The organism is Williamsia sp. z71 (assembly GCF_059553375.1).
In genome coordinates this window covers 333695-360043 of sequence record NZ_JCANWX010000003.1, presented here as the reverse complement: position 1 = coordinate 360043, position 26349 = coordinate 333695, and the positions used below count along the sequence as shown (strand labels likewise).

Annotated in this window: 24 protein-coding genes and 1 tRNA gene; 5 read left to right on the top strand and 20 right to left on the bottom strand. The window is 65.8% G+C overall.

The window, feature by feature from the left end:
• Positions 1-49: 49 nt before the first annotated feature.
• The 12 genes from AC51GR_RS09840 to AC51GR_RS09785 all read right to left on the bottom strand — a co-directional run bounded on the left by AC51GR_RS09840 (position 50) and on the right by AC51GR_RS09785 (position 11350).
• A complete protein-coding gene (locus AC51GR_RS09840; protein ID WP_496324441.1) occupies positions 50-1534 on the bottom strand; it encodes an aldehyde dehydrogenase family protein in 1485 nt (494 codons plus the stop codon).
• On the bottom strand, positions 1531-2445 hold the full coding sequence (locus AC51GR_RS09835) for an ABC transporter permease (protein WP_496324440.1): 915 nt from the start codon (positions 2443-2445) through the stop codon (positions 1531-1533). The genes AC51GR_RS09840 and AC51GR_RS09835 overlap by 4 nt, the downstream gene beginning before the upstream one ends.
• Positions 2442-3374: an ABC transporter permease gene (locus AC51GR_RS09830; protein WP_496324439.1), complete on the bottom strand. Its 933-nt coding sequence runs from the start codon at positions 3372-3374 to the stop codon at positions 2442-2444. Before AC51GR_RS09830 ends, AC51GR_RS09835 begins: the two co-directional genes overlap by 4 nt.
• On the bottom strand, positions 3371-3655 hold the full coding sequence (locus AC51GR_RS09825) for a hypothetical protein (protein WP_496324438.1): 285 nt from the start codon (positions 3653-3655) through the stop codon (positions 3371-3373). Before AC51GR_RS09825 ends, AC51GR_RS09830 begins: the two co-directional genes overlap by 4 nt.
• A gap of 11 nt (positions 3656-3666) precedes the next feature.
• The gene (locus AC51GR_RS09820; protein WP_496324437.1) at positions 3667-4761 is read right to left on the bottom strand and encodes an ABC transporter ATP-binding protein; all 1095 of its coding nucleotides are present in this window, start codon (positions 4759-4761) and stop codon (positions 3667-3669) included.
• Complete coding sequence (locus AC51GR_RS09815; RefSeq protein ID WP_496324436.1) at positions 4758-5837, bottom strand: ABC transporter ATP-binding protein; 1080 nt, start codon at positions 5835-5837, stop codon at positions 4758-4760. The genes AC51GR_RS09820 and AC51GR_RS09815 overlap by 4 nt, the downstream gene beginning before the upstream one ends.
• Complete coding sequence (locus tag AC51GR_RS09810; RefSeq protein ID WP_496324435.1) at positions 5834-6892, bottom strand: class I SAM-dependent methyltransferase; 1059 nt, start codon at positions 6890-6892, stop codon at positions 5834-5836. The genes AC51GR_RS09815 and AC51GR_RS09810 overlap by 4 nt, the downstream gene beginning before the upstream one ends.
• A gap of 38 nt (positions 6893-6930) precedes the next feature.
• Positions 6931-8490 (bottom strand): ABC transporter substrate-binding protein, encoded by a 1560-nt coding sequence (locus AC51GR_RS09805; RefSeq protein ID WP_496324434.1) that lies wholly within the window; start codon positions 8488-8490, stop codon positions 6931-6933.
• A 94-nt stretch (positions 8491-8584) separates the two neighbouring features.
• Positions 8585-8899, bottom strand: a complete 315-nt coding sequence (locus AC51GR_RS09800; RefSeq protein ID WP_496324433.1) for a hypothetical protein — start codon at positions 8897-8899, stop codon at positions 8585-8587.
• Entirely contained in the window at positions 8896-9966 is a 1071-nt protein-coding gene (locus tag AC51GR_RS09795; RefSeq protein WP_496324432.1) for a class I SAM-dependent methyltransferase, read from the bottom strand. The genes AC51GR_RS09800 and AC51GR_RS09795 overlap by 4 nt, the downstream gene beginning before the upstream one ends.
• Positions 9967-10322: 356 nt before the next feature.
• Complete coding sequence (locus AC51GR_RS09790; protein ID WP_496324431.1) at positions 10323-10991, bottom strand: isochorismatase family protein; 669 nt, start codon at positions 10989-10991, stop codon at positions 10323-10325.
• Positions 10991-11350 (bottom strand): Dabb family protein, encoded by a 360-nt coding sequence (locus tag AC51GR_RS09785; protein WP_496324430.1) that lies wholly within the window; start codon positions 11348-11350, stop codon positions 10991-10993. The genes AC51GR_RS09790 and AC51GR_RS09785 overlap by 1 nt, the downstream gene beginning before the upstream one ends.
• A gap of 148 nt (positions 11351-11498) precedes the next feature.
• On the opposite strand from AC51GR_RS09785, the gene AC51GR_RS09780 reads away from it, so the two are divergent.
• A complete protein-coding gene (locus AC51GR_RS09780) occupies positions 11499-12269 on the top strand; it encodes an IclR family transcriptional regulator (RefSeq protein WP_496324429.1) in 771 nt (256 codons plus the stop codon).
• Positions 12270-12589: 320 nt separating this feature from the next.
• Positions 12590-13078: an FBP domain-containing protein gene (locus tag AC51GR_RS09775; protein ID WP_496324428.1), complete on the top strand. Its 489-nt coding sequence runs from the start codon at positions 12590-12592 to the stop codon at positions 13076-13078.
• Between the two features lie 405 nt (positions 13079-13483).
• On the opposite strand, the gene AC51GR_RS09770 is transcribed toward AC51GR_RS09775, so the two are convergent.
• Positions 13484-13566, bottom strand: a tRNA-Leu gene (locus AC51GR_RS09770).
• A gap of 146 nt (positions 13567-13712) precedes the next feature.
• Between AC51GR_RS09770 and AC51GR_RS09765 the strand changes: the two genes are divergently transcribed.
• A complete protein-coding gene (locus AC51GR_RS09765) occupies positions 13713-14960 on the top strand; it encodes a hypothetical protein (protein ID WP_496324427.1) in 1248 nt (415 codons plus the stop codon).
• A gap of 9 nt (positions 14961-14969) precedes the next feature.
• On the opposite strand, the gene AC51GR_RS09760 is transcribed toward AC51GR_RS09765, so the two are convergent.
• Positions 14970-16328 (bottom strand): ricin-type beta-trefoil lectin domain protein, encoded by a 1359-nt coding sequence (locus tag AC51GR_RS09760; RefSeq protein WP_496324426.1) that lies wholly within the window; start codon positions 16326-16328, stop codon positions 14970-14972.
• 195 nt (positions 16329-16523) lie between these two features.
• On the opposite strand from AC51GR_RS09760, the gene AC51GR_RS09755 reads away from it, so the two are divergent.
• Both AC51GR_RS09755 and AC51GR_RS09750 read left to right on the top strand, forming a co-directional pair.
• Positions 16524-17519: a glycosyltransferase family 2 protein gene (locus tag AC51GR_RS09755; RefSeq protein ID WP_496324425.1), complete on the top strand. Its 996-nt coding sequence runs from the start codon at positions 16524-16526 to the stop codon at positions 17517-17519.
• Entirely contained in the window at positions 17516-18430 is a 915-nt protein-coding gene (locus tag AC51GR_RS09750) for a glycosyltransferase family 2 protein (RefSeq protein WP_496324424.1), read from the top strand. Before AC51GR_RS09755 ends, AC51GR_RS09750 begins: the two co-directional genes overlap by 4 nt.
• Here the strand turns inward: AC51GR_RS09750 and AC51GR_RS09745 are convergent.
• The 6 genes from AC51GR_RS09745 to AC51GR_RS09720 form a co-directional block, all read right to left on the bottom strand.
• Positions 18385-19716 (bottom strand): lipopolysaccharide biosynthesis protein, encoded by a 1332-nt coding sequence (locus tag AC51GR_RS09745; protein ID WP_496324423.1) that lies wholly within the window; start codon positions 19714-19716, stop codon positions 18385-18387. The genes AC51GR_RS09750 and AC51GR_RS09745 overlap by 46 nt on opposite strands.
• On the bottom strand, positions 19713-20597 hold the full coding sequence (locus AC51GR_RS09740) for a beta-1,6-N-acetylglucosaminyltransferase (protein ID WP_496324422.1): 885 nt from the start codon (positions 20595-20597) through the stop codon (positions 19713-19715). The genes AC51GR_RS09745 and AC51GR_RS09740 overlap by 4 nt, the downstream gene beginning before the upstream one ends.
• Positions 20594-23077, bottom strand: coding sequence for an alpha/beta fold hydrolase (locus tag AC51GR_RS09735; protein ID WP_496324421.1), 2484 nt, complete (start codon positions 23075-23077; stop codon positions 20594-20596). Before AC51GR_RS09735 ends, AC51GR_RS09740 begins: the two co-directional genes overlap by 4 nt.
• The gene (locus AC51GR_RS09730; RefSeq protein ID WP_496324420.1) at positions 23074-24246 is read right to left on the bottom strand and encodes an LLM class flavin-dependent oxidoreductase; all 1173 of its coding nucleotides are present in this window, start codon (positions 24244-24246) and stop codon (positions 23074-23076) included. Before AC51GR_RS09730 ends, AC51GR_RS09735 begins: the two co-directional genes overlap by 4 nt.
• The gene (locus AC51GR_RS09725; protein ID WP_496324419.1) at positions 24243-25427 is read right to left on the bottom strand and encodes a 3-dehydroquinate synthase II family protein; all 1185 of its coding nucleotides are present in this window, start codon (positions 25425-25427) and stop codon (positions 24243-24245) included. Before AC51GR_RS09725 ends, AC51GR_RS09730 begins: the two co-directional genes overlap by 4 nt.
• 69 nt (positions 25428-25496) lie before the next feature.
• Positions 25497-26348, bottom strand: coding sequence for a 2-amino-3,7-dideoxy-D-threo-hept-6-ulosonate synthase (locus tag AC51GR_RS09720; protein ID WP_496324418.1), 852 nt, complete (start codon positions 26346-26348; stop codon positions 25497-25499).
• Position 26349 lies beyond the last annotated feature (1 nt).

Sequence of the window (26349 nt, the reverse complement as noted above, 5' to 3'; positions counted from 1 at the left end):
TATGGTTAACAATACCGCTGCGAGCGGCACCGTCACCATGCGGGATGTTTCACCGCGCGACGTTCACCACCGTGCGCTGACTGTGCTCGTATACGCCGAAACCGCCGTAGTCGATACCGATTCCGGATTGGCCGGCAAACGGCATCGGGATCGCGGCGTCGAACGCGCCGTGTTGGTTCACCCAGGCCGAGCCGACGTCGAGCCGCGTGGCAACCGCCTCGGCGGCCTCCACATCGGCGCCCCACACCGAACCGCCGAGTCCGTACTCGCTCGCATTTGCCTGGGCCACAGCATCATCCACCGAATCGAACGCGATGATCGGGAGCACCGGACCGAACTGTTCTTCGACCACGAGCCGATGCCCGGATGTCAGACCCGACACCACGGTCGGCGCGATGAACAGACCCCGGTCCGGAACCGATCCCTGATGTCCGTGAACCCGGCCGCCCGCTTCTCTTGCGGCGGCCTTCAGCCCCAGCACCCTTTCGTACTGGGGCCGATTCTGCATCGGCCCCATCTCGGTGGTGATGTCGAACGGATCGCCGAGTTGCACTGGCCGCAAACGACTGTCGAAGAGGTCGAGCATCTCGTCGATCCGGCTGCCGTGGACGTAGATCCGTTTGACGCCCGCACAGAAGGCACCGCAGTTGAGCAGACCCACCTGGGATGCCGTTTCGACGAACCGCCCGAGGTCGGCATCCGCCATGACGATCGCGGCATCGTTGCCGCCGAGCTCGAGCGTGACCCGTTTGAGCTGATCTGCAGCGGCCCTTGCGATCACCTTGCCGGTCGCCGTTGATCCGGTGAACGAGATCTTGGCCACGCCGCGGTGGGCGACCATGGCCGCCCCGACCTCGTGGCCCCCGTTGATCACGTTGAGGACGCCTGCAGGGAAGATCTCCCGGGCCAGCATTCCGAAACGTAGACCCGACAGCGGTGTGAACGGTGAACTCTTGAGCACCATCGTATTTCCGGCCATCAGGGCGTTCGCGACCTTCACCACCGCGAGCAAGACCGGGGAGTTCCACGGCGCGATCGCTCCGACGACTCCCAGGGGGCGTCCGGTCAGCCGGACCGATTTTCCGGGATGGACCATGTCCGTGTCCATCTGAGCGGTGTCGGCGATCGTGCGGACGAAGCGGGCGGCACTGAGCACCTCGCTGACGCAACGCCGCAGCGGGCGACCGGTCTCGGCGACGAGCAGGGTCGACAACGTCCGGACATCCTCTTCGAGCGCTCCGGCGAACAGATACAGTCCGGCCCGCCGCTGTGCCCACGAGATCGCCTGCCAACCGGCGGCTGCGGCGCTTGCCGCCGCGACAGCGGTGTCGACCACATCCGGGTCGGCGAACGGCGCCAACGCGATGATCTCTTCGGTGGCCGGGAAAGGTACCGGCTGCCGGGTGCTCGCCGGCACACCGGTTCCGGCAACGGTCTGTTCGAGACCGAGTCCTTCGATCCATCCCCCGACGTCATCGGGGGTCTGGCCGTACAGCTCGTCGAGGTCAGGGGCTTGTGGCGCGCTCTGGCTCATGTCAATTCCGGGTTCTGCGGTTTGGCATGGGCGCCGGGGTTGAGGGCATCGCGGACCGCGTCGCCGATCATGTTGAAGGACAGGACGATCAGGAGCAATGCCACACCCGGGAACGCGATCGACCACCAGGCCAGACGCAACGCGGTCTGACCGTCACCCAACATCGACCCCAATGAGAACCCGGGCGCCTGCACGCCCAACCCGAGCAGACTCAATCCGCTCTCGGCCAACACGGTCACGCCCACGCTGACCGACCACAACACGATGACCGGTCCGATCACGCTGGGCACGATGTGACGCAGCATGATTCGCGAGGTCGACGCTCCGAGCGTGCGGGCCGCGACCACGAAATCGAGGCGACGCACCTGGGACACCGAACGCACGATCGTGCGGGCGTAGATCGTCCACGACCACACCGACAGCACGACCACCAGGGTGACGATGCCGGGCCCGAGGACCGCGGTCAGGGCGATGCCCACTGCGATGAAGGGAATCGCGAACTGGATGTCGGCCAACCGCAGCAGGGCGGGACCGATGAATCGTTCGAAGTATCCGGCCAGTACGCCCAGGAGGAGTCCGAGCAACGCGCTGATGGTGGCCGTGACCACGCCGATGGTCAGGCTCAGCCGCAGCCCATAGAGCACGCGGCTGAACACATCTCGCCCGAGGGAGTCGGTGCCGAGAAGGTAGCCGCCCTCTCCCCCCATCCACATCGGCGGGGTGTCGGCGTCGGCAAGGATCTGCGCGGTCGGATCGTGCGGCGCGATCAGCGGTGCGAACACCGACAGGATCACCAGCACGGCCAGCAGGCCGAAGCCGATCTTTCCGGCCGGATTCGACCAGGCCTTGCCCATGATTTCGCGGACCCGGCCCTGTGACCGGCGCGGTGTGGTGGTCGTCGTCGCGCTCATGAGGACGCCTTCGCTCGGAGTCGGGGATCGAGGAGATGCACGATGGCATCCATTGCAATGTTCATCACGGTGATCAGGACCGCGATGACGAACACGCAGGCCTGCACCGTCGGAAAGTCTCGCGCCGAGACGCTACGCACCAGCAGTTGTCCGAGCCCGGCGTAGTTGAGCATCGGTTCCAGGATCAACAGCGATCCGATCAACAGCGAGAAGAGGATGCCGAGATACGCGACGATCGGCGGAATGGCCAGCGGGAATGCGTGTTTGACCAGAACGGTCCTCGGTGCGAGGCCCTTGGACTTCGCCATGGTCACCGGGCCCTGTGCGAGCGCATCGATGAGTTGTCCGCGGACCAACCGCGACAGGGTGGAGAAGCCCTGGATGGTCAGGACGATGATCGGCAGGACCAGACCGATCGTGCCCCCGGCCCCGGTCGCCGGCAACCAGCCCAGGTTGATGGCGAAGACGAGTACGAGCAGCAACGCGGTGATGAAGTAGGGAATGCCGTCCAGAACGAAAGCGACCGCCATCAGCAGCCGGCCCCGGGACTGGGCCTGGTGTAGTGCGGCGTATCCACCGACCACCGCGGCCAGCAACACCGACAGCAGCAGCGCCGGGATGACCAGCGACAGACTGGGTCCCAACCGAGACCAGGCCTGCGAGCCGGAATCGAGCTTGGAGACGAACGAGGTGCCGAAGTCCATGGTGAAGGCGCCGCGCAGCGAATCGAGGTACTGCACCAGGACCGGAGCGTCGAGACCGAGTCGGACTCGCGTCGCCTCGACCGTGGCCTCGCTGGCCTCGGGCGGTGACATCAGTTCGGCGGCATCGCCCGACATCCGGACGAGGATGAAGATGAACGTGGTCACGCCGACGATCACGGTCGCCAGCAGCAGTAGTTTGCGGATCAGATAGCTCGCGACTTTCATGGCCGGACCACTGCCAGGGATGCCCCGCTGGCCGCCGCCATCAGCCGCTCGGTGAGCAGGTTGCGTTGTTCGGCGAGCAGGCCGGCGAGTTCCGGGTCGGTCACCGGCTGATCGACGGCTGACAGGTCGATGCCTGCTCCGGCCAAGGTGTGCTCGATGACCGTCAACCGGTCGCGCAGAACCCACGTCTCGGACGCGAGTTCGAGCATCATGCGCATCAGGGCGTCGGTGTCACCGTTCGCGGTGAGGTACGGGGCATCCTCGCGGGCAAATCCGGGCATTGGTGGAGGTCCTAACTGCTGGTCGCGGTGAGCGCTGACGAAGCCGGCGAGCCGGCCGCGCGGGAGGTGCGCATCGACGTGGGAAGTGGTGCCGCCGGAGCGGTGGCGTGGTCCGGTTTCTCGGCGAGGGTGAGTTCACCGGGGAAGTGGCAGGCGACCTGCCGTTCGGTGCGCACGTCATCGGCCGGGACCAGCGCGGGGCGCTCCACGGCGCAGATGTCGCGTGCGATCGGGCACCGCGGATGGAAGGGGCAGCCGGACGGCGGATTGCTGGGCGACGGCAGATCGCCTTCGGGCACGATGCGCAGGTCGGGGGCGAGTTGCATCGAGGCCAGCGATGCCGCATACGGGTGCAGCGGATCATCGAATACCTCAGCTGCGGTGCCGGTTTCGACGATGCGACCGAGATACATCACGGCGATCCGGTGGCTGAGGTGCCGGACCAGCGCGAGGTCATGACTGATGAACAGGTATCCGAGCTCGCGTTCGGCCTGGATGTCCTGCAACAGATTGACGACCTGCGCCTGCACCGAGACGTCCAGCGATGCGGTCGGCTCGTCGGCGACGATCAGCGCCGGATCGAGCATCAGCGCGCGCGCGATCCCGACCCGCTGGCGTTGTCCCCCGGAGAGCTCGTGCGGGTAGCGCGAACCCATCTCGCCGCCGAGCCCGACCAGGTCGAGTGTCTCGACCACGCGGCGTCGACGTTCGTCGCGGTCTCCGACCCGATGGACGACGAGTGGTTCGGCCAGCGCGTCCTCGATCCGCAGAAACGGATTGAGCGAGGTCGACGGGTTCTGAAAGACCATGGCGCTGCGTTGCCGCAGTGCCCGGGTCAGTGTCCGCCCTTTGAGCCGGGTGACGTCGGTGCCCTCGAACAGGATCTTCCCGTCGGTCGGCTTGTACAACCGCAGGGCGGCCCGACCGACAGTGGTTTTGCCACTACCGGATTCGCCGACGAGCCCGACGGTCTCGCCCCGCCGCACCTGCAGCGAGACGCCGTCGACCGCGCGGACGGTGGTACCGCCGGGGCCCGGGAAATGTTGCACGAGATCTTGGATGTCCAGCACCGGGCCGACACCGGGGTCTGTCTTCGATTCGCTCACGATGTCAGGCTCTTTCCGGAGAGGGCCGCCGCGGTGTCCTCCTGGACCCCGGACGACATTTCGTGCTGCACCCGCAGGCACGCGGTGGCGTGCTCGGGTGCGGACAGCAATGGGAGCAGGCGCGGACGGGTTTTGATGCAGTCGTCGATCGCGAAGTCACAACGCTGCGCGAACGCACACCCGGGCGGCAGGTTGTCCAGCGCCGGCGGACGGCCTTCGATCGTTCGTAACCGCCTGCCCCGGTTGTGTTCCGGGGCCGTCTGCAGCAACGCCCACGTGTACGGGTGCTGCGGTTTGGTCATCAATTCCTCGACCGGCCCCTGCTCGACGACCGCCCCGGCATACATCACGACCAGCCGATCCGCGATACCCGCGATGACGTCGAGGTCATGGCTCGCGATCACGATCGTCAGCCCGGTCTCACGATTGAGGGTGCGGAGCAGTTCGAGGATCTGTGCCTGTGTGGTGACGTCAAGAGCAGTGGTCGGCTCGTCACAGAAGAGCAGGGTCGGTTTGGCGACCAAGGCCATCGCAATCACCACCCGCTGCAACTGGCCACCCGACATCTGGTGCGGATACGTCTTCATCCGCGCCTCGGGGTCGGCGATACCGACCCTTGTCAGGGTGTCGACCGCGAGTTCCCTGGCCGCCGACTTCGACAGTCCCGGTTCACCCGAGCGCGCCGATTCGATGAGCTGGGAACCGATCGTGTGCATGGGATGCAGGGAGCTCCACGGATCCTGGAGTACGACGCGGGCGTGGCGGGCCCGGAAATCTCGCAGCTCTCGCTTCGACATCGCGACCACGTCGACGCCGCCGGCCTCGATGTGGCCACCGATCCGAGCACCCCAGGGCAGCAGTCGCAACGCCGACAACATTGCCGTCGACTTGCCCGACCCGGACTCGCCGGCCAGCGCGACCACCTGGCCGGCCGGAACCTCCAGGTCGACTCCGTGCAGGATCTGCAGATCTGCACTGCCGCTGCGTGGCAGTGCGACGGTGAGCTCGCGCATCGACAGCGCGATGTCGGCGCCGGTCTGCTGCTTCGAAACATCCACGGTGGGCGCGGGATTCACGACAGTTGCTCCTGTGCGGGCTTGGTGGCGGTGATGACCCAGGGATAGGCGTCGGCGCCCAATGCCTGCTGTTGGACATCGACGAATCCGGCGGCGCGGGCCGCCGCTTCGAGGTCGAGGGTGGCGGCGGTACGCCACCATGGTTCATTTCCGTGCTCGGCATCCCAGTCGTCGAGCCAGGCCTGGTACGGAGATCGGTGTGCGTAGGGCGCCACGTCCGAGAAGTGCACGTGCCCGCCGGGTTCGAGCAGACGGAACGCTTCAACGAACGTGTTCCGCGTCGCGTGTGGTGGCATTTCGTGGTGCAGGATGAATGCCGTCACCAGGTCTGCACATCCGTCCGGGAGGCCCGTGGACTCGACGTTGGCGTGGACGGCCGTGATCGCCGTGCCGGCGTCCTCGGCCCGCCGCAGCGCGTAGCGAACCTGCGTCCGCGACAGGTCGACAGCCGTGATCGCGGCCTCTGGATACTCCTGCGCCAGCTGCAGCGTGTATTGGCCGGTGCCACAACCCATATCCACGATGCGTCGGTAGTCGTCCCGGGGCGCCGCGGCGGCCACCTGACGACGTTGGGCGAACAGGTCACCTGGATAGATCTTCTTGAGCAAGAAGTGATAGATCATCTCGTGGTGCACAAAGCCCATGTCCGGGTGCCCATCCCAGCCACCCGCCGTGGCGTGGAACTCGTAGTCCCAGTACCGCGGCGGGTTCGCGCCGGTGTCGACCACGGTGCCGGCCGGAGCCGCCAGAGGTGCCAGGACCTCCCGGCGACGTTCGAATGCCGCGACCGCCCGGGGAGTCGCCGCCTGGCGACTCCACCGGAGGACGGCCCCGACGATCCGATGATCGGCGTTGTCGGCCAGAACACCATCCACCCGTTCCCGCAGATCCTCGATGCCCACGAACGGCGCCTCGAGTGCCCCGGAGTCCTGGACCGTCGCCCGGATCCGGTTGCGCAACGGCGCAAGTCCGACGCGCAACGCCTGCAGGAACTCCAGTTCGGCGCGACCGCGCTGATCGATCAACTCGCCTGCGGGAAGGGTGGTGGTGTTCATGTTCACCTTCGTTCTCGGGTCAACTTCGGCTGGTCGGGTCAGCTATCGGACGAGGTCGACACGGTGTCGAACTGCAACATGATGCCGGTGCCGAAGTCGACGCCGGAGGTTCCGGCGACAACGGCTCCGACCGACGGACGACCGTAGGTGTAGAGCACATAGTTCTTGTCGAGCAGGTACTGGCTGGCGGCAATCAGCTTCTGTTCCCGCGCACCCCGGTCCATCTCGGTCTTGGTGGCCTGGTACAGCTCGGTCCACTTCGGGTCGGTCACCAACGGACGCTCGCCCTGCGAGATGAACGAGAACGGGCGATCTGCGTCGAAGACGCCGGTGTACGAGGTGCCCCGGAAGAAGATGTCGGCATTGGTGCCCGAACGGAACTGCTGCAACCACACGGCGGTCTCGTTTGCCTCGATCGTCGGCTTGAAGCCGGCCTCGGCCAGCTGTCCGCCGACCGCCTCGAGCAGGGGCCGGTAGAGAGACATCCCGGAAATGGTGATCGGGGTTCCCTCGGCGCCGGCCTGCTTCAGCAGGGTGCGGGCCTCGTCGGGGTTGTATTCCGGACGGGAGATGGTGTCGGTGTGGCCGAAGACGCCCTCGATCGGCAACTGGCCGTCCTCGAGTGTGCCTGCCCCATAGGTCAGCGCGTCGATGAGAGCGGGCGCATCGATCGCCAGATTGGCTGCCCGACGGACTTTTTCGTTGTCGAAGGGCGCCTTGTTGGTGTTGAACTGGAACATGTTCTGGCTACCGCTGAACGATGCGGTGACCTCGTAGCGGTCATCACCCTTGAGCGTCTGCAGCGATGCGCCCGGAAGTTCGTGCGCCACCGTCAGCTGTCCGGATTCGAAAGCCGAGGCCAGCGCGCTGGAATCAGAGAAGTACCGCAGTTCGACGGTGTCGGTCGCCGGCGCCTCACCCCAGAACTCGTCGAAAGCCTCGAAGGTGACCGAGTTCTCGATGTCGAACTCGGTGATCTCGTACGGTCCGCTGCCGATCGGGTTGGCGGCGAACCCGTCCGCGCCACCGGCCGCCTCCCAGGCGGCCTCCGGCACGATGAAGACCTGCGCAACGATGTTGAGCAGCAGCGGTTCCGGGGTCTTGGTGACGATCCGAACAGTCGAATCATCCAGCGCCGTGACGCTTTCGATGTTCGCGAGGTTGGATGCCGTTACGAACTTCTCGGCGATGATCTCATTGAACGAGAACGCCACATCGCGTGCCGTCAGTGTCGTGCCATCATGGAATTTGACGCCATCACGGATGGTGAAGTCGGTGGTGAGGGGATCGACGTTGGTCCACTCGCTCGCGATACGGGGCTGGGCCTCTTCGTCATCGGCGAGCCAGCGCACCAGCGAATCGAATGCGTTGTACTGGTAGGTCTGGTACGACGAGTTCAAGCCGGTCAGCGGGTTGATCGAGGTCGAGGTACCGATCACGATGCTGTCGCTACTCGTACCGGCCGACTCGTCGGGGGCACAGGCGCTGACCAGTCCGGTCGCGACGATGACGCCGATGCCCGCGGTGCCGAGCCGGCGCAGGCGATGGCGGGTGCTCGCGCCCCGCGAGATCCCGAAATATGAAGAATGCAGCGACATGTGGCTACTCCTGGTGGGTGTGATGGGTGATGAGGATGGCGACGGTCCGCCCTACCTGGGCGGATCCGAACGAGTGGAAGAACCGTGAAAACGGTCAGTGATCGCGCAGGGCGGCAGCGGTGCGCTCTTCGGAGGGCAGCACCGCACCGAGTACCCGGCGAGCAAGAGAACGTCGCTGCGCCAACAGGTCCGAGGCCAGCTGTTCGTCGGGCTGATAGGCATCGACCTCACCTGCCGACAGCACCCCGTGTTCGGTCAGGAGCCGCTCGAGAACCACGTTGCGGTCCCGCAGGGCCCAGACCTCAGAGGTCAGTTCCAACAGCATCCGGGCCAGGTCGTCGGTCTTGGTGTCGCCGAGATAGTCGGGACGGACCGCCTGCTCGCCGGCCGGGGTGTCAACGGTGCTCATTTGGCGGTTCCGTTCGTGGTCAGGGGCTTTCGTGCCCGGGTGATCCAGGGATAGATCCCGCCACCGACGCCATAGGCTTCGATGTCGACGAATCCGGCGTCGGCGAGCGCGGCCGGGAGGTCCATCGCCATCACCTCACGCCAGTACGGTTCGCCTCTGTTCTCGGTCTCCCAGTCGAGCACCACGGCCCGGAACGCCGAATGGTGTTCGTATGGCGCGATCTCACTGATGACCAGGTCGCCACCGGGTTCGAGAACGCGGAAGGCCTCGGCGACGATCTGGCGGTTCACCTCTTCGGGGACCTCATGCATGAGGGTGTAGCTGGTGACCAGATCGGCGCAGCCATCCGGCAGCCCGGTGTTCTCGGCGGCAGCCTGTACCCAGTCGATCCCGGCATCGACCACCGACGCCTGCGCATAGGCGAACCGCAAGGCGGTCTCGGACAATTCGATGGCCGTGATCGCAGCGGACGGGTAGGCGTTGCGCAGCTTGAAGGTGTATCGCCCACCGCTGGCACCCAATTCGACGATGTGGCGATACGTCTCGCGCGGGGCCTCGGCGGCGACCATGGTGCGCTGGTCGTTCAAGTTCTCGCCGGTACGTACCGCCCCGACCCCGCCGGGGCTGAGCACGTACGCAAAGGCGAGCTCGGAGATCGCGGGTCCCATCAGATCGTGTCCGTCCCACCCGCCGGGCGTGAGATGGAAGCCGTGCGCCCAGTAGGCCGGCGGCACCAGATCGGCGTCGAGCGTCAGGGATCCGCTCGGAGTCGTCACGTCGAGGAACTGCTCGGTCTGCGGCCGGATCGTCTCGATGGCCGGGAGTGCGCGCACGTAGATCTCTTCGGCGACCCACCGGGTCAGCAACCTGTCGAAGGCCCATGCAGACGAATTCTCAAGTGCCGCATACACAGATTCGCGCTGATCGTCGAGCCCCGTCGGCGGATTCGGAACGGCCCGCTCATATTCTTCGGCCGCCCGCTTCTGCAGGGTCCCGCCTGCGAACTCCTGGACAGCGCCGAGGAACTGGAGGCTCGCTCGTGCCTGTTGGCTCAACTCGACGTTCATAGGTTCCTATCGCAATGCGGAAACGGTTCCGCCACATAGTGGATACCGAGGAGATTATGTGGCTGGATTAACAACGTCAATACCCTGAACGTCGCTAATCATCCACTATGCGGGAATGACCGACCGTATGTTTCGTACGTGTGAACAAGCTGCGGCGCAGAAGGACTCGGGCCGAACCGAAGTGGTGCCCCGGGCGCCTGTGACCAGCGCTTTCAGTGGCGTTCCGGTCCGCGAAACGCTCGGATGCGGGCGCGAACGATCTGCATCATGCCTTCTGTAACCTTTACGTAAATCAAGTCTTCGGCGCCAGAATTCGCTGCCTATTCCCACTATCTGGAAACCGCCGACTGGCGACGTCAGGCCAAATCGTCCAGATAGTGGGAAATCTCAGCGAGCGATCGGACCTCCCCGCACTTGGTGGCGATGTCCCGCAAGTTGGAGAGGTGGGCATCCGGATTCGGGTCGCCGACCGCCTCACGGACGACGACGGGCACGAACCCGTACTGCATGGCATCGATGGTGCTCGCCCGCACGCAACCGCTCGTCGACAGTCCCGCGATCAGCAAGGTGTCGATTCCACGGACGTGTAGAGCCGCAGCCAGGTCCGTTCCGAAGAACGCACTGGGATAGTGCTTGGTGACCACCACGTCACCATCGCGCGGCTCGAGGCCGGAGATGAAGTCGCCCAGCGGGTTACCTTCCACAAAACACCGCAGCGACGGCACCTTCTGGTAGAAGCGACCGCCCAGAGCCCCAGTCTCGTCGGCATAGTGGACCCGGGTGAACACGACGGGGATGCCGGCATCGGCCGCACGGGCGCGCAACGCGATCATCGCCTCCACCGCGGTGCCCACCCCGGCGAACAGTGGTGATGTCGGCTCGGTATAGGCCTTGGCCGGGTCGATGATGATCAGGGCCGGCCGATTTCCCAACGGCAGGCTGCCCCCGAAACCCGAGGTGGATCTGCCCAATTCGCCGTCGGCGCCGGCGTTACCTCCGAGGTGCTGCTGCGCAGGCGTGTTCATCAGGAGGTGACCATGGCCGCTTCGTCGTACTGGACAAAGGCTTTGGATTCCAGGACCGGAGCGATGAAGTCCTTGATCACCGCAACGTGTGCGGGATGGACCCGATAGGCCTGCCACGCGGCCGCGTCGACAAAACTCATCCGAAACGTCAAGTGCGCGTTGCCCTCAGAGAGTCCGGCATCTCGCGCGACCTGGGCAGCGGCGACTTCGGGAATCGAGTTCGGGAGGTCGAGCAGTCCGCCGACGATGTCGTCGATCTGCGCGGCGGTGACATCACTACGTAGTGTGAGGGTGCCCTGGTGCACGAACATGCCGGTCCCACTTTCTTCTGCGCCGAAGCTCGGCGGACTGATTACCAAATTGCGACTCTAGCGCCACCATATTGTAGAAATGTTAAATTGCTGTCTTTAACCCACTCCGCGTCATGGACGTCTGCATAATGTGGGAACTGGGAACCGACGTGGGGAAGTCATACCGAGCCCCGATCCTTGAGGAGAATGCCGCCAGATGGTCAACGGTTCGTCAGAACATCGCGTCTCAGGTGCCGGTAGCAGTCGAAAGCTACTCAACACGTTGTTGTGCTTCACCGAGCAGCGCCCGACCTGGACGGTCGCAGAGCTGTCCAGCCAACTCGACCTCTCCGCCACGTCCACCTATCGTTATGTCGCGTTGTTGCGCGAGGTCGGACTACTCGAGGGAGCGCCCGACAGCGCGTACCGCGTCACAGACAGGGTCATCGGCCTGGCCGCGGCATGCGAGGCCGCCCGGCCTCCGCTGATGGACATCGCCCTCCCGTACATCACCCGCATCCGCGACGAGATCGATGAGACCGTCCTGATCGCGCGCCGCAGCGGCGACGCCGTCTACTGTGTCGATCGCGTCGAATCCCGTCGGCCCGTTCGACTTCAGTTCGACCGCGGACAGGCGATGTCGTTGCATCGTGGATCGATGGCCCGAGTGTTGCTGGCGGCCATGACGCCTCGCGAACGCGACGAACACCTCGCCAAGGTCTTGCCCACCCTGGATCCGGCGGCGGTCAGCCTCCTCGGCCACGAGTCGCTCGACGCAGTCCGCGCCGAGGGATGGACCGAGAGCTACGAAGAGGTCGACGACGGGATCTGGGGTACCGCGGCAGCCATCACCTCACACGGCAAGGTCGTCGCATCGATCGGCACGGCGGCCCCGATCTTCCGCACCGATGCCCAACGCCGGACGAGGATCATCACGCTGATCCGCGAAGCCGGCCAGGAGATATCCGCGGTTCTCACCGGTACCTGATCGGGCGAGCTCGTCACGAAACCGACTGTAGGACGCAAGCGCCATTTCTGATGTTCAAGCACGCACCACGACAGATCAATTGAGATGCAGCGACCGTTGCTGCGCTGTACGGTGGCTTGGTGATCCATCGAGACGAGGCAGGTGCCGGCGCTGCGTGCGCCGCTGCAAGATGACTGTGCCCCGCAGCTGACCATCACGGTCGGCTGCGCAGTCATGCCCTCACCCCGGGCCTTCCGGGATTCGACCCACCGCGTCGCAGGCGCGGCCCTCCAATGGCAGGTACCACGCATAGCCATGTGCCTTGCCGGAATGGATTCACGTTGCAAACCCTCACCCGCCAGCAGATCATCGACTCGTTTCGAGGCGCGACGCGCAGCGAACTCAAGCGCGTCACCTTCCCGATTGACTTTGACGACACCAACTTCGACCCACTCGACTTCTACGGATGGCGGGATTCGAAGATCCCGCATCGGGGCTACATCTGTGTGCCCCACAACGGTGAACTCGTCACACTGCTGTTGACGCGGGCTGCTGCCGTGTCGAAGCGCCGCGCGATGTGTGTTTGGTGCCGTGATGTCAACCTGTCGAGTGCAGCGGTATTGTTCTCCGCTCGCCGGGCCGGGCCTGCGGGCCGCCGCGGCGACACGATCGGTGTTCTTGTTTGCGAGGACTTCAGCTGTCCACGTAACGCCCGCCGGCTCCCGCCGGCTTTCCACAAAGACACTGATCTCGATGCGCTGCGAGCCGAATCAGTAGCGGGACTACGTCATCGCGTCGAGACATTTGTTGCCAACGTGCTCACCGGCTGAAAACCTCGGGCACTTCGGCGAACTGGTGCCGTCGGCGCATGTGATGTGCGTCGACGGGTGCCGGCTGGGTCATGACCTGCTCAGCGCCGCTGACCGGCCAAGGCCGCGGACGACGCATTTGCCAGAGACGAGCCCACCAGGGCGATACTGGCCCTTCCGTCGAGCGACGCCGTACGGTCGCGTAACCGGTGCTCGCAGCGCCACTGACCCCGAACCGCAATTGACCCGGAACACACAATCACGCGCCGCTAATGGCACGTCATTCCGCTGGTCGACTGCCAGGACTGCGTGCAGCGTGCAGGGAACCGATCCCCCCACGTTGTGGCGTCGTCCACATACAAGAAAGGTCAGGCTGCATTTCTGCAACCTGACCTTGGTCCCGCATATGAGCTGAACTGCTCTTTGTGGGCGAAGGGGGACTTGAACCCCCACGTCCCGAAGGACACTGGCACCTGAAGCCAGCGCGTCTGCCATTCCGCCACTCGCCCGTGGCTGCCCCCCTCGGAACTCTCCGAAAAGGACTATGAGACGTTAACACGATTGCCCACCCGGACAGAAATCCGCTGTTCAGTTCGCCTGATTTGCTGGTCCGGGCCCACCCTCCCGGGCGTTCTATGGGTACCCTTAGCGAACCATGGAACAGGTATCGACCGCGCGCGCATCGGCACTGGATCTGATGCATTGCAGCAGTCGATCCACGATAGCCATCGGCCCCATCGCAGGCCTGGACCCACAGGTGGTGCTCGACCGGTACACCCGGCTTGCCCGCGTCGGGCCGGCTGCCCGGGTCGGCCTCTGGGCGACCTCGGACAACCGCTGGAAGTGCTCGACAGAGGTCGCGGACCGGGTTGTCGTCCTCCCGCCCTCGGACGATCCCCAGGCCCTGCTGACCTCCTTCCGCGAGCCCGGCATCACGCGCACCCGCGTCGGAGTCTCCGGCCAGTACCTGCTGATCGACTACAACCACGGCGTCGGCGACATCGCCCTGTTGTCCCGGTTCATCGAGGTCATCCTCGCCGGCGTCGACCCGCAGGATCCCGATCTGTGGCGCCGCACCGCACTGCCACCGCTCCTCACCGCGACCGCGCGCACCTACGCCAACCCGCTCCGTCTGTTCCGGATGGCTGCCTGGTACCGCCGCAACCGCGACCTGGCGCCACCTCTCACCTCACATCAGGGCGATACCGCCCACGTCCTGCCGCAGTCCGGCGAGGCCATCCCGGCCACTGCGATCGCCCGTATCCCGGCCGGGAGCGTGCAGGGGCTCCGAGCGTGGCGGGACGAGCATCAGCCGGGCGTCTCCGTGGTGGCGTTGATCGTGTTCGCGTTGCGCGCGGCATTCGAGAAGGCCGGTATCGAACCCACCGATCGGGTGACGCTTCCCTTTGATGCGCGGGTCTATCTGCCGAAGAACACGCACACCCTCGCCAACTTCGCGGCCGGCCTCGATTTCGACTGCGGCCCCGGGGTCACTCCGCAATCGCTACAGGCCGCGATCACCGAAGCGTTCACCATCGGCCGGCCGGTCGCCAACCTCGTGGTGTCGAGCCTCAAGGTCAGGGCGGGTCGCCGGGCCGGACGAACCCGCCCGATTCCTTCGTCAGCAGATGCCGCCGAACATCGTGTGTCCCTGCTCTATTCGAGCCTGAACACTGTTCCGCGAACCGCCGCGATCCCCTGGGACGACACCGCCCCGGCCCAGTTCCTCGTCGCCAGCGACCCCGCGGCGGCCACGTCGATCACCGTGACCTCGGCGATGGCGGACGGCGACATGACGTTCACGGCAACCTTCTACGACACCGTGTACGAACCGCAATCGGTGGCAGCGGCGCTGAATCTCGCCGTCGGCGACACCATTGCGCTGCTCCGCAATCACACCTAGGCGGACCGGCTACGGCGCGTACGCCCACACGGAGACCCAGTCGACCAGCAGATTGCCCGATGCCGGACCGGTCCCCTTCGTCTCGGTCTGCAGTTGCCACCGCATCGGCGTGTCCGCCACGTTCCGCGGACTGTCGAGTACCACCGCGCCATCGAGCAGGAACCGGATCCGTCCGGGACTCCACTCGATCGTGTAGGTGTGCCAGTCGGTGAACCGTGCCGGCAGGTTGGTCGCTGCCTCCTGGCAGGCCGGGCAGGCCGCGGCCCCGGCGTAGTGGTGGTAGCCCTTGGGAGTCCCGCTCAATTCCCCCTCCGGAAAATCGAATTCGCCATCCCGGGGCCACACTTCCGATTGTGGCCACAACAACCAGGCGACGTAATACTGGCTCAGATTCGGGCTGTCGGCCTTCATTCTTGCCGAATAGCGTCCGTACAACTGATTCTGGCTGTCACCGACCAGAACCGGTGACGGATTGGCTCCGGCGGGAACCCCGTCGACATTGTGGAGATTGAAATTCAGTGCCCCATTCTTCACGCTGAGCACCGCGTCCGACCGGTAGGGCCGCGCGTTGTAGGAATCGCGATAACACTTCGGATATGCCCGCCACCGCTGTCCTTGGGCGCCGGTGTAGACGATCTTGTTCGCGTCGCATTCGCTGCCCCACGACCCCACCGCGGCATTCTTCGTGAAGTCATCCCAGAAGATGTTGCGCCAGCCCGGCAGGTTCGTCTTCGGCACCGCCTGGCCTGACGGCGAGGTGACCGGGGGCGTGGTCGGCGGGGGCGTGGTCGGCGGGGGCGTGGTCGGCGGCGGGGTCGGCACGGGCGGGTTGGTTGTCGTCGGCGGCGTCGAGGGCGCCCCCACCAGATCCCACTGCTGCGCCTGGGCCCCGGAGCAGGAGGCCACGCGCACCGGGTTGTTGTCGACGTTCCGGTTTCCCGTGTTCTCCAGGCACAACGTCCCGACCCGGATGGTCGACCCGTCGCGGGTCCAGCGCTGGGCTGCGCTGCCCGTACACGTCGCGATGGTCGCCGTCCGCCCCGATGCGATGGTCCCGCCCTGCGGTTGCAGGCACTTGCCCTGCGTGCGCACGGTTCCGTCATCTTCCTGTGTCCAGGTCTGGTTCGCAGCCCCGTGACACGACCAGAGGACCACGGGATTGTTGTTGGCGGTCGCCGAGTTCGCGTTGTCGAGGCACCGGCCACCGACCGCCTTGACGTAGCCGACAGCCGCGGCCGAAACCGGTGAGGTCACCAGACCCGGAACAACCGCGGCCAGGGTGAAAACAATTGTTGCGAGAACAATCGTCCTGGTGCGAAGTCCATAACTGCGGAAGCCGGGCACAATTCCTCGATTTCTAATCGACATCGATCTCTGTTGAACCAACACAACATTTGGAACGTCTGTGCCGAAGTTTATCCCGCTGCATTCGATTTCGTCCCGTTGTTCGATGGAAACCGGCGCCCGTGAATTGGTGGGGACGGGGGTGGAATTGGTGCCGGATGCTCCGATGTCGTATTGTTAGGGTCACCTCACATTCGCTGGTCACAGGAGTTCCTCTCGGTGCGCACCACCCCCGCCACGGTCAGTGTGGTCATCCCGATCTACAACAGTCGCGCTTACCTCGCAGCCTGCCTCGACTCCTTGCTCGCGCAGACCCGCAAGGCTGATCAGATTGTGCTGGTGGATGATTGCGGTCAGGACGACTCGATCGCCTTCGCCTGCGATCACCTCACCGCACGAGGCGCCCCGCACATCGTGGTCGCGCACACGGAGAACCGTGGGCTCGGTTACGCCCGGAACTCCGGTCTGGAAGCGGCCACCGGCGACCTGATCTGGTTTCTCGACAGCGACGACCGAGCCGACCCCGACTTCATCGAGCTGCTCGTCACCGCGCTCGTGAACCACGACGCCGATTTCGCCTGCACCCGGACGCGGCGGGTGGACGAGGACAACAACGACCTCGGGGTGGACGAACCCCTCTACGGCACCCCACGGATGTCCGGTCGGGATTTCGCGCACCTTTTGATCAAAGGTGGCGCAAAAGCCTACGCCTGCAACAAGATTTTTCGGCGGGAGATACTCGGCAGTCGGCCCTGGGAAGAGGGCCAGAGTTACGAGGACTTCGCACCGCTGGTACGCCTCGGGTTGCGCGCCGATCGGGTGGCCCTCATCGACGAGCCGCTCTACTGGTACCTCTACCGACCGGGATCGATCTCGACCCACTTCAGCACTCACACCTTTGACCTGTTCAAGGTGGGTGATGACGTGCTGACGGAAGTGGCCGCCCACGACCTCGACACGGCCTGGCAACCCGATCTCCGGGGCTTCCGATACCGCGAGATCCTCACCTCGGTCGCTCATGTCGCGATGCGAGCCGACCAGTCCACGACGCCGCGACCGGCCCTGTACGACACCGCGATCGCCCGCGTGCGGACATCGATCCGACTGTCCGAGGTGCCGGCGTTGTTGCGCACCGGATTCCTCCGCGAAGCCGTCTTTGCCGTCCTCGTCAAGACCGCGCCCGGGCTCTACTCCGCGATCCTGAGGTACCGGTGACAAACCCACGAATCCCGCTCGTGACGGTCCTGGTCCCCGCCTACAACGTCGGCGAGCACGTCGGTGAGGCGCTCGAAACGGTCCTGCGCCAAGACTTCTCCGACTTCGAACTGTTGGTCGTGGACGATGGGTCCACGGATGACACCGCACAGCGGTTGGCCGCTGTCGACGATCCGCGCCTGCGGGTGATCCACCAGGAGAACACCGGGCTGGTCGGGGCACTCAACACCGGTCTGGACCATGCCCGCGGCACCTACATCGCGCGCATGGACGCCGACGACCTGATGCCACCGGGACGTCTGCGCGCCCAGGTGACCGCCATGAACGACGATCCCGGGCTGGTCGCGTGCGGCACCGACTACGAGATGTTCGGTGCGATGACCGGTCGCGTTCGAATGCCGGCCGGCGACAAGGCATGCCGGCAGCGACTACTGATCGCCACCTGCCACTGCGGCGCATCCCTGATGATCCGTCGGGACGTCCTCGAACGGAACCGGATCCGCTTTCGGCCCGAATATGCTCATGCCGAGGATTACCGGATGATCGTCGAACTCTCGGCCCATGGCCGTCTGCGCAATCTTCCGATCATGGGGTACCGCTACCGGATTCACCCCTCGCAGGTCAGTTCGATGCATTCGGAGCAGCAACGGCGCAATCACCTGCGGATCGCCCGCGAACATGCCGCCGCACAAAACCGGCGGCCGCTGCCCGATGATGTTCTGGCAGCTCTGCTCTGGTCACCGCGGCCGTCCGGTCCGCGCCCCATCGCCGCGGTCAAGGCGTTCACCCGGGCGGTCCGGCCCGCCGTCGCCACTGCAGCGCGGGCGCCGGGTCTGGAAACCTTCCGGTTCGTCGGCCGGAAGGTCTACGAGTCGACGGTGTCAGCCGCCCTGAGCCCGGCCAACGCCTGATCGGGCACCGCGGCAACGGTGACATCCGGTTCTGACGACCGCGTCTTGAACTCGATCGCCAACCGGCGCAAGGGGCGAAGGAGAATCAGCAGGGCCACCGTGTTGGCGGTCAGGACCGCCAAGCCGATACCGGTCAAGCCGATCTGCGGTACCAGGATCGAGGCTCCGACAATGGTGATCAGCACGATGAGGCACTGAACCGCGAACATCAGCCGTAGTCGCCGCACGATCTGCGCCAGCAGGAAGTAGACGACGACCACCGAGCCGACCACCGTGTCGACGGCCATCACCAGGACCAGCTGCCAGGCCGCCGAGACGTAATCCGCGCCGACCACTGCCAGGACGATCGGTCCGCACACCGCCAGACCGACAGCAGAAACCGACGTGACGACCACCATCATCCGGATCAGCCTGCGCAGCAGTGCAGGCCGGTCGGAATCGGAGCGTGAGGCCTCGACGATGAACGACGATCCGACCGCACCCCGCAGCAGCCCCAACGCCGAGCACATCGTCCAGGCCAGGTTGAAATACGCGTTGTCGGCGGCGCCCATCGTGTTGACGACGATCAACGGCAACGTCAGTGGGGTCAGGATCAGCACCACCGACATGGCGAAGAAGACACCCTGAAACGCCCACAGCTCCCTGACCGCCGGCAGTTCGGGCGTGATGTCCCGGCGGGTGATGATGGTGCGGCGCAGTGCGTAGCCGATCGCTGCGATGGTCACGGCCACCGCCAGCACACCCCACGACCCGACCAGGATGATGGCACCGCCGGACCCGGCAACCACCAGTACCGCAACGATCTTCAGGACCGACAGCGCGATGTTCTTGGCCGCCACACCCCACGCCATCCGGAGTCCGGTGAGGATCGGATCCGACAGGGCGTACACCGCAAGCGCGGTCACCACAAGCGGGAAGGCAACCTGTTCGGTGGTGGAGTGGAACAGCCGGTCGACCGACGGCCCGAAGAACGCAAACCCCGCTCCCAGTACAAGTCCGGCCACCGACACCACACCGATCCCGGCGATGATGAGGCGAGCCGACAGGCGCCCGGCCACCGGCAGGAAACGCTGGTAGGCCCCACCCAGGGACAGACATGACAAGGCGGCCAGCACGATCGCGGAGTTGATGACCGCCGCGGCCCGGCCCACGTCTTCGGTGGGGAAGAAACGTTCGGCGGCCGCCCAATAGACCAATCCGAGAACACCGGTGACCACCGACGAGAGCATCAGTGCCAACGCGTTGGACTCGAGGGCCGAACCGCCCTTGCGCCTGTGTTTGCTCATCGCCCGGCCAGGTCCCGCCCGAACGCCGCAACCAGTTCCGCCGAATCGGGACCGATCTTGCGGGCGAAGAACGCCGGGGACTCCCGGAGATCCATCTGATCCCCGATCGACAGCACCCGGGGGCTCGACGCCGTCGGATCCGACCAGTCGATGTAGTGCATGCCGTGGAGCCGAGGGTCGGTGTCGGGACCCGCGTCCGCGAAGTTCTGTGTGATCGCCTGCGCATACGGCGAATTCGCGATGATGGACTGTACGACGATCTCGTCCGGCCCGAAGCTGTGCCGGTGGAAGCGGAGCCAGCCGGGATGGCGGTCGATGAACTCGCACACGTGCCGCGCGGCGCCCTCGGTCAGCGCCCACCACTGCGAACCCTGATACAGGTCCATCGTCTCGTCGACGGCCCGGGGAATTCGTCCGGACAACACCCGGCCGATGAGTCCGGTGTCCCGCCGGAAGTGGCGACGCCGCACTCGCCAATTCGGTCGTCGATCAGGGCCGGTCAGCGCACGGTCGATCCTCAGGAACTCGGCGGCACTCGACCAGCCGGCGAGAATCTCGTCCAGGGGTGCGATCCGCAGGTCGGCACCGGAGAGCAGTGCATAGCGGCCGTAGTGCCGCTCCGAGGCGAGTGCCACGCGCAGCGTCGCCAGGCTCGCATCGACCAGACTGAGATCACCCCACGACACCGGACCACGGTCGTCCTCGCCGAGATAGGTCAGCTGAGGTCCGGGTGGTGCGAGGACCTCGAAGGGCGCCCGCGAGACCCGCGCATCGATGTGGACGTAGACATCGATGTCGGGATGCTCGAGTGATCGGAGCAGTGTGGCCAGTCGTTGCGGCTGTTGGTGTTCCAGGATCAGAACAGCGGCCCGGGTGGTCACGGATGCACCTCGTCCAGCACGCCCTGAACGATCTCTGCGGTCCAGCTGACATGGGGTGGCTGCAGAATCCCGTTGTGGTCGCCCTCGACGCGGGTGATCGACCGCAGCGAGGGTGCCACCGCCGGCCACCAGTCGGGATCGTCGGGGTTGTCCTGCGCCATGACCAGGTGAAGTGGCCCCTCCCACGGCCGAAGGCGATGCATGAGCGCCACCCGTCGGCCCAAGTCATGGAACAGATCCCATTGGGTCTGGGTCGGATAGCGCCACAGACCGGCGGTGACCAGCATGGCCCGGGTCCGCCAGAGCTTCTTCTTGTCCACCGGGGCCACGGTGGCAGCCGGGCCGGTGGGATGATCATCGGCAGTCCACAGCGTCGGCCCACCCGCCGACAGCGGTCCGGTCAGGATGGTGTCGAGACAGACGACAGCCGAGACGGTTTCACCCTGCTCTTCGAGCAGACGCGCGGTCTCCATCGCGATCAATCCGCCCAGCGAGTGTCCGACAAAGGCGTAGGGGCCGGTCTTCTGGACCTTCCGGATCTCCCGGAGACTGCGGCGGGCGGCCCGAGAGATCGTCCAGTCGGGGAATCCACGTCGTTCCAGACCGTGCGCCTGCAGGCCGTGGACGGGCCGATCCGCACCCAGCGCGCGAGCCAGCGGGGCCATCGACATCGCCGGGGATCCGGCGCCGGAGAACATGAAAACCGGTTGCCGGCCGCCACCGTTCTGCAACGGCACCATCACCCCCGGACGACGCGAGAATCGTTGCCGACCGGTGTTGTCGATGTGAGCGGCCAAAGCCCGAATCGTCGGTTGCAGCATCAGATCTGTGGTCGACAGGCCGGCGCCGAAGGTGACGGTCACCTGCGCCAACATCTGCTGCACCTGCAGCGAATCCCCACCGAGGGCGATGAAGTCGTCGTCCCGCCCCACTGCTTCCAACCCGAGGATCTCGGTCCACAGGGCAGCAAGCGCGGTTTCGGTTGCGCTCTGCGGCTTTTCGTACGACGGCCGGGTCACCGATCCGGCCAGCGCGCTGCGGTCGACCTTGCCGCGCTCGTTGCGGGGCAGCGCCGGCAGGACCACCACCTGGGTGGGCACCATCCAATCGGGCAACGTCGTGCGCAGCTCGTTTCGGATGGTCGTGGCATCCGGGCCGTTCGGGCCGACAGCGGCGAATGCGACCAGCATCGTGGTTCCGCCGGGCCGCACGGCCATCGTCACCGCATCGTCGATCCCGGGCAGGTTCAGCAGTGCGGAGGTGACCTCGGCGGGTTCCACCAGGTAGCCACGGATCTTCAACGCATCGTCGCGGCGACCGACAAGATGGAGTTCGCCGTCCGGGCCGAACCGGCCCAGATCCCCCATCCGGAACAACGGGACACCGGCGTCGGTGAGACCAAAAGCCTTGTGATCGCCCAATACGACTCCGGCGGCGTCGCAGTGGTAGCCGGAGGCGATGTACGCCGACTCGACAACGATCGAACCGATCTCGCCGGCCGGGACCGGTCGACCCGCCTCGTCGAGGAGGTGCACGGTCTTACGGTCGGACACCCGGCCGGCGGGCAGGTTTCCCGAAGGGATCTCGTCGGCGGCGGAGATCATGTTGAAAGCCAGGTTTCCGGTCTCCGAGGAACCCGACAGATTGCAGTAGCTCGCGGACGGCCCGAGTTTGCGTCGCAGCTCCCGGATCTGGCTGCCGTGCACGGCCTCTCCACATGTGGTGACCAGTCGCAGATCCATCAGCTCCCCGGCTGCACACGCCTCCACTGCGGCGCGGAGCAGAGAGGGTGTGGCGTGCAAGGAGGTGGGCCGGGTGTCCGCGAGCCACGCCGGCAACGCGTCGATGCCGGACACACGTGGATCGGTCACGTGGAGCTCGGCACCACACAGCAGCGCGGTGACCAGCATGTCGAGGCCGCCACCGAAACTCATCGGCAGGATTGCCGCCATCCGGTCCCCTGTCCGCAGACCGAGAACCTCGGCCAGTTCGGAGCCCTGGTTGAGCCAGAGCCGGTGACTGTGCCGGACCGCCTTCGGTTCCCCGGTCGAGCCGGAGGTGAAGAGCAGTACCGCACAGTCGTTCTCATCCAGACTCGGCAGCTCATGAGTCGGTGCCGCGGCAAGTTCGCTCACGTCTCGGGAGGTCAGGCGCGTCGCACCGGTCCGCGCCACGATCTGCGCGCGACGCTCCTCGGGCAGTTGTTGATCGAGCAGGATCAACGGGCGTCCGGACCGGAAGACGGCCATGACCGAGGCGATCGCACCTGCCGTGCATTCCATCTCCAGGGCCACCGGCGTGCGGTCGCCGCCGGTGGCCGCGGCCAACGCCGCACCCCGGTCCGCAACCTGGGCCTGCAGGTCGCGGTAGGTCAGCGATGTACCGCCACACACCACTGCGATCGAATCCCCGTGGCGTGCCGCGATCTCCTCGAAGCGGTCCGGCACACCGGTGCCGCGCAGATCTGCTTCGCGGGTCATCTCGGGCTGCCGGTCCGCGACCTACTCGAGAGCGCCGGCGGGAACTCGAAACCCAACTGCGGGAACAGGAGTTCGGCGGTGATCGCCGCCTCACTCACCAGCGGCCATCCGGACAGCAGCCAGTAGTCGATGCCGGCGATCCGGGCCATCTCCTGCATCCGGGCCGCCACATTCTCGGCGCTCCCGACCAGGTAGGTGCCGGTCCCCTTGCCCGCGATGTCAAAGGGGGGTTCGGCGCCGGTCCAGGTGGTCAGCCCGGCTGCCATGTTGGGCGCGAACTCGAGTTCGTCCCGGCTGGGCAACCGGCCGGCGCGAAGTGCGTCGATTCTGCTCTGCACCTGCGGATCCGGTGAGGTGAGCTCGGCCAGCGGCGGGAAGCCGAAGCTCCGGAGGTTTCGGTCGGCGGTTGCCAGCACCGCCTGTGGTGACGTGTTGGCCAGCTGCCACTCGAAGTGGTCCCACGCCTCCTGCTCGGTCTCGCGCACGATGACACTGGTCAGCACACCGAACTGTAGTTCCTTGCCTGCGGCACCAGCCGCCTGCCGGACCCGACCGAACAGCTCCGCGGTGGTCTCGATCGGACCGAGGAACGACAGATAGACGTCCAGCACGGCGGCAGCGTGGTCGATGCCGGCTGCCGAGGCGCCGGTCCCCCACACCGGCACCCCCGTGGGCTGGCGATCACCCGCGATCGGCGGTTTGAAGCGCGGGCCATATTTCAGGAACGTGCCGTCGTGGCCCTCGGTGTCGTCGAGGTACAGCGACTTGACCTGCCGCCAATACTCTTTGGAGAGTTCGTAACGCTCGTCTTTCGATTCGAAGCGGCCGTACCGCGCAAGGACCGGGTCGGCACCGTTGACCTGATTGAAGATCAACCGCCCACCGGAGTAGCTGTCGAAGACCTGCGCCTGCTCGGCGAGCAGGGCAGGCGGTTTGATGCCCGGGTACTCCGGCACCACGAACCGCAAATGCTTGGTGTCGCCGATCAACGCGATCGGCTCACGCGCCGTGGTCAGCGCGCCGAAGTAGCCGAGATCGTCGAGATTCTGCGCCTGGGCGCGCAGCTCATCGAAAGACGCCGACCGGCCGTGCCTCGGATCCCAGGGCACTTCGCCGTCAACTGCCCCGATGTACCACAGGATGTTCGGGGCGGATGGCCCCTCGGTCACCGCTCGTCGCAGAATTCTGTGATCGGCAGGCCGACGTGACGGGCCTCGGTCGGCACGTAGCCGAGCAGCTTGTCACCGGGCTTGAGCTCGGTCACGTTGTTGACGCTGCCACCGGGCCCGAGGAGTCGCACATGCCAATCGTCCTGTGCGATCAGGTTCATGGTGGCACCGTTCGGTGCGATCGCGGTGATGGAGATCAGCGGTCGCTTCTCGATCTTGACCCTCCCGATCCGGACCTCACGGACCGAACCGTCGGACCGTACGGCCAGGATCGGGAATCCGGCCTGCAGCTCGCTGACGTACCGGGTACGGTTGTCGGGTCCGAGGACGTACGAGTGGACCGCGCCGGCGTTCCAGCGGAACGGGCGGGTGGGCATGTACGGCAGCGGGTGGGTCTCGCTGCAGGACAGGAAGAGTCCGGTGGAGAAGGATCCGATCAGGCAGCCTTCGTCCTTCTCCAGCAGCGACGTGGTGTCGATGCAGGCACGATCGCCCATGCCGATGTGCTCCACGCGCTCGACAACGATCTCCGAGAGCTGCATGCTCTCGGACTGCGGACGAACGATGGCGGCCAGCTTAAGCACGTCGTCGGCGCTACGGGGCGCGAGGAGCAGACCGTCCGAGCCGTGTTCGAGAACCAGTTTGACGATCTCGGCGTCTTCGATGTCGCTGACCGTGGTGACGATGTGGTTACCCGAGTTCTCGGCCGCGGCGATCACGATCTCAAGCGGGATCTTGGTCGGGTCGGTGAATGTCAGTGCGGTCCAGGGCACCTCGCGGACGACCTCACAGGCGGTCTGCAGCGAAGGTGCGTCCGAGACCGTCACATGAACACCGAGTTCGAGGTTCGCGCCCTCCGGCACCGACGCCAGCACCTCGCGGTCCGCGGCGATCAGCAGGTCGACCGAGCTGAGGTCGTCGTCACCCGAAAGGGTTTGCGAGGCAGCGAGGATACGACGCATCGTCGGGGGCAGCGCCTCGAGGACATCAATCCGGTCGCTGACGATGCCGTCGACACCCTGATGGATGGCGGCCTGCACGATGGCCGCGCTCAGGCCGGCGGCGACGTTGCGGACATCGACCCACGCGAAATGTCCGGCGCGGCTTTCCGGGGTGCGCCGTCCGTCGGTGCCCGCCCCGGCAGCCGGGATGATGTGGTCGGTGACGATTGTGTTTTCCATGGTCTTCCTCAACTCGTTCTCAAGCATTTGTCACAGGCCGGGTATCGCCCGGCAGCAGAAGGCCTCGCCTCAGGCGGATTCCAGGGCCGGGGCCGGATGCCCGAACGCCTCGCGCTCGGCCTCACCACGGGCGCCGTGGACGATCTGGGCCAGCTGCGCGGTCACCGCGTACGGGTTGGTGGCCGCAAAGATATTGCGGCCGAAGCTCAGTCCGGCCACCCCGCCACTCATGATCTCGGCCCCGAGCGACACGGCGTCGTCGTCGCTGCCTTCCCGGCTCCCGCCGGCGACATAGATGGGTATCGGGCAGCTGTCGACCACCGTGCGCATCGACTCGGGGTCGCCGGTGTAGTTGACCTTCACCAGATCCGCGCCGAGGTCGGTGGCGATGGCCGCGAGGTGGGCCACTTCATCCGCGTCTTCCGCACCGGCAGGCCGCAGTGGGCCACGGCTGTACATCATGGCCAGCAACGGAACACCGAGGATCTCGCATTCACGGGACACGGCCCAGAAGTCTTCGAGCTGACGATGTTCGGTGGTCGATCCGATGTTCACGTGGATGCTGACCGCGTCGGCGCCGACCCGCAGTGCGTCCTCGACACCGCCCACCATGACTTTTGCATCGGTGTCCAGACTGCGGTTGGTGCCTGCCGAGAGGTGCACGATCAAGCCCATCCGGGCGAATGCTCCGGCGTCGGCCTGCGTCGCGCGTCCGCGGTGCAGGACCACCGCGTCGGCACCGGCCCGGGCGATGGACTGCAGCACATTCGCGACGCGGTCGACCGAGCCGAGTGGGCCGATCGTCACCGAGTGATCCATCGGCACGATGAGTGCATGACCGGTGGCGATGTTCGAGATACGGGACAGCCGCACGCTTTTGCCGCCGCGGCAACCACGGAAGTATCGCGAATCGTCGGACATC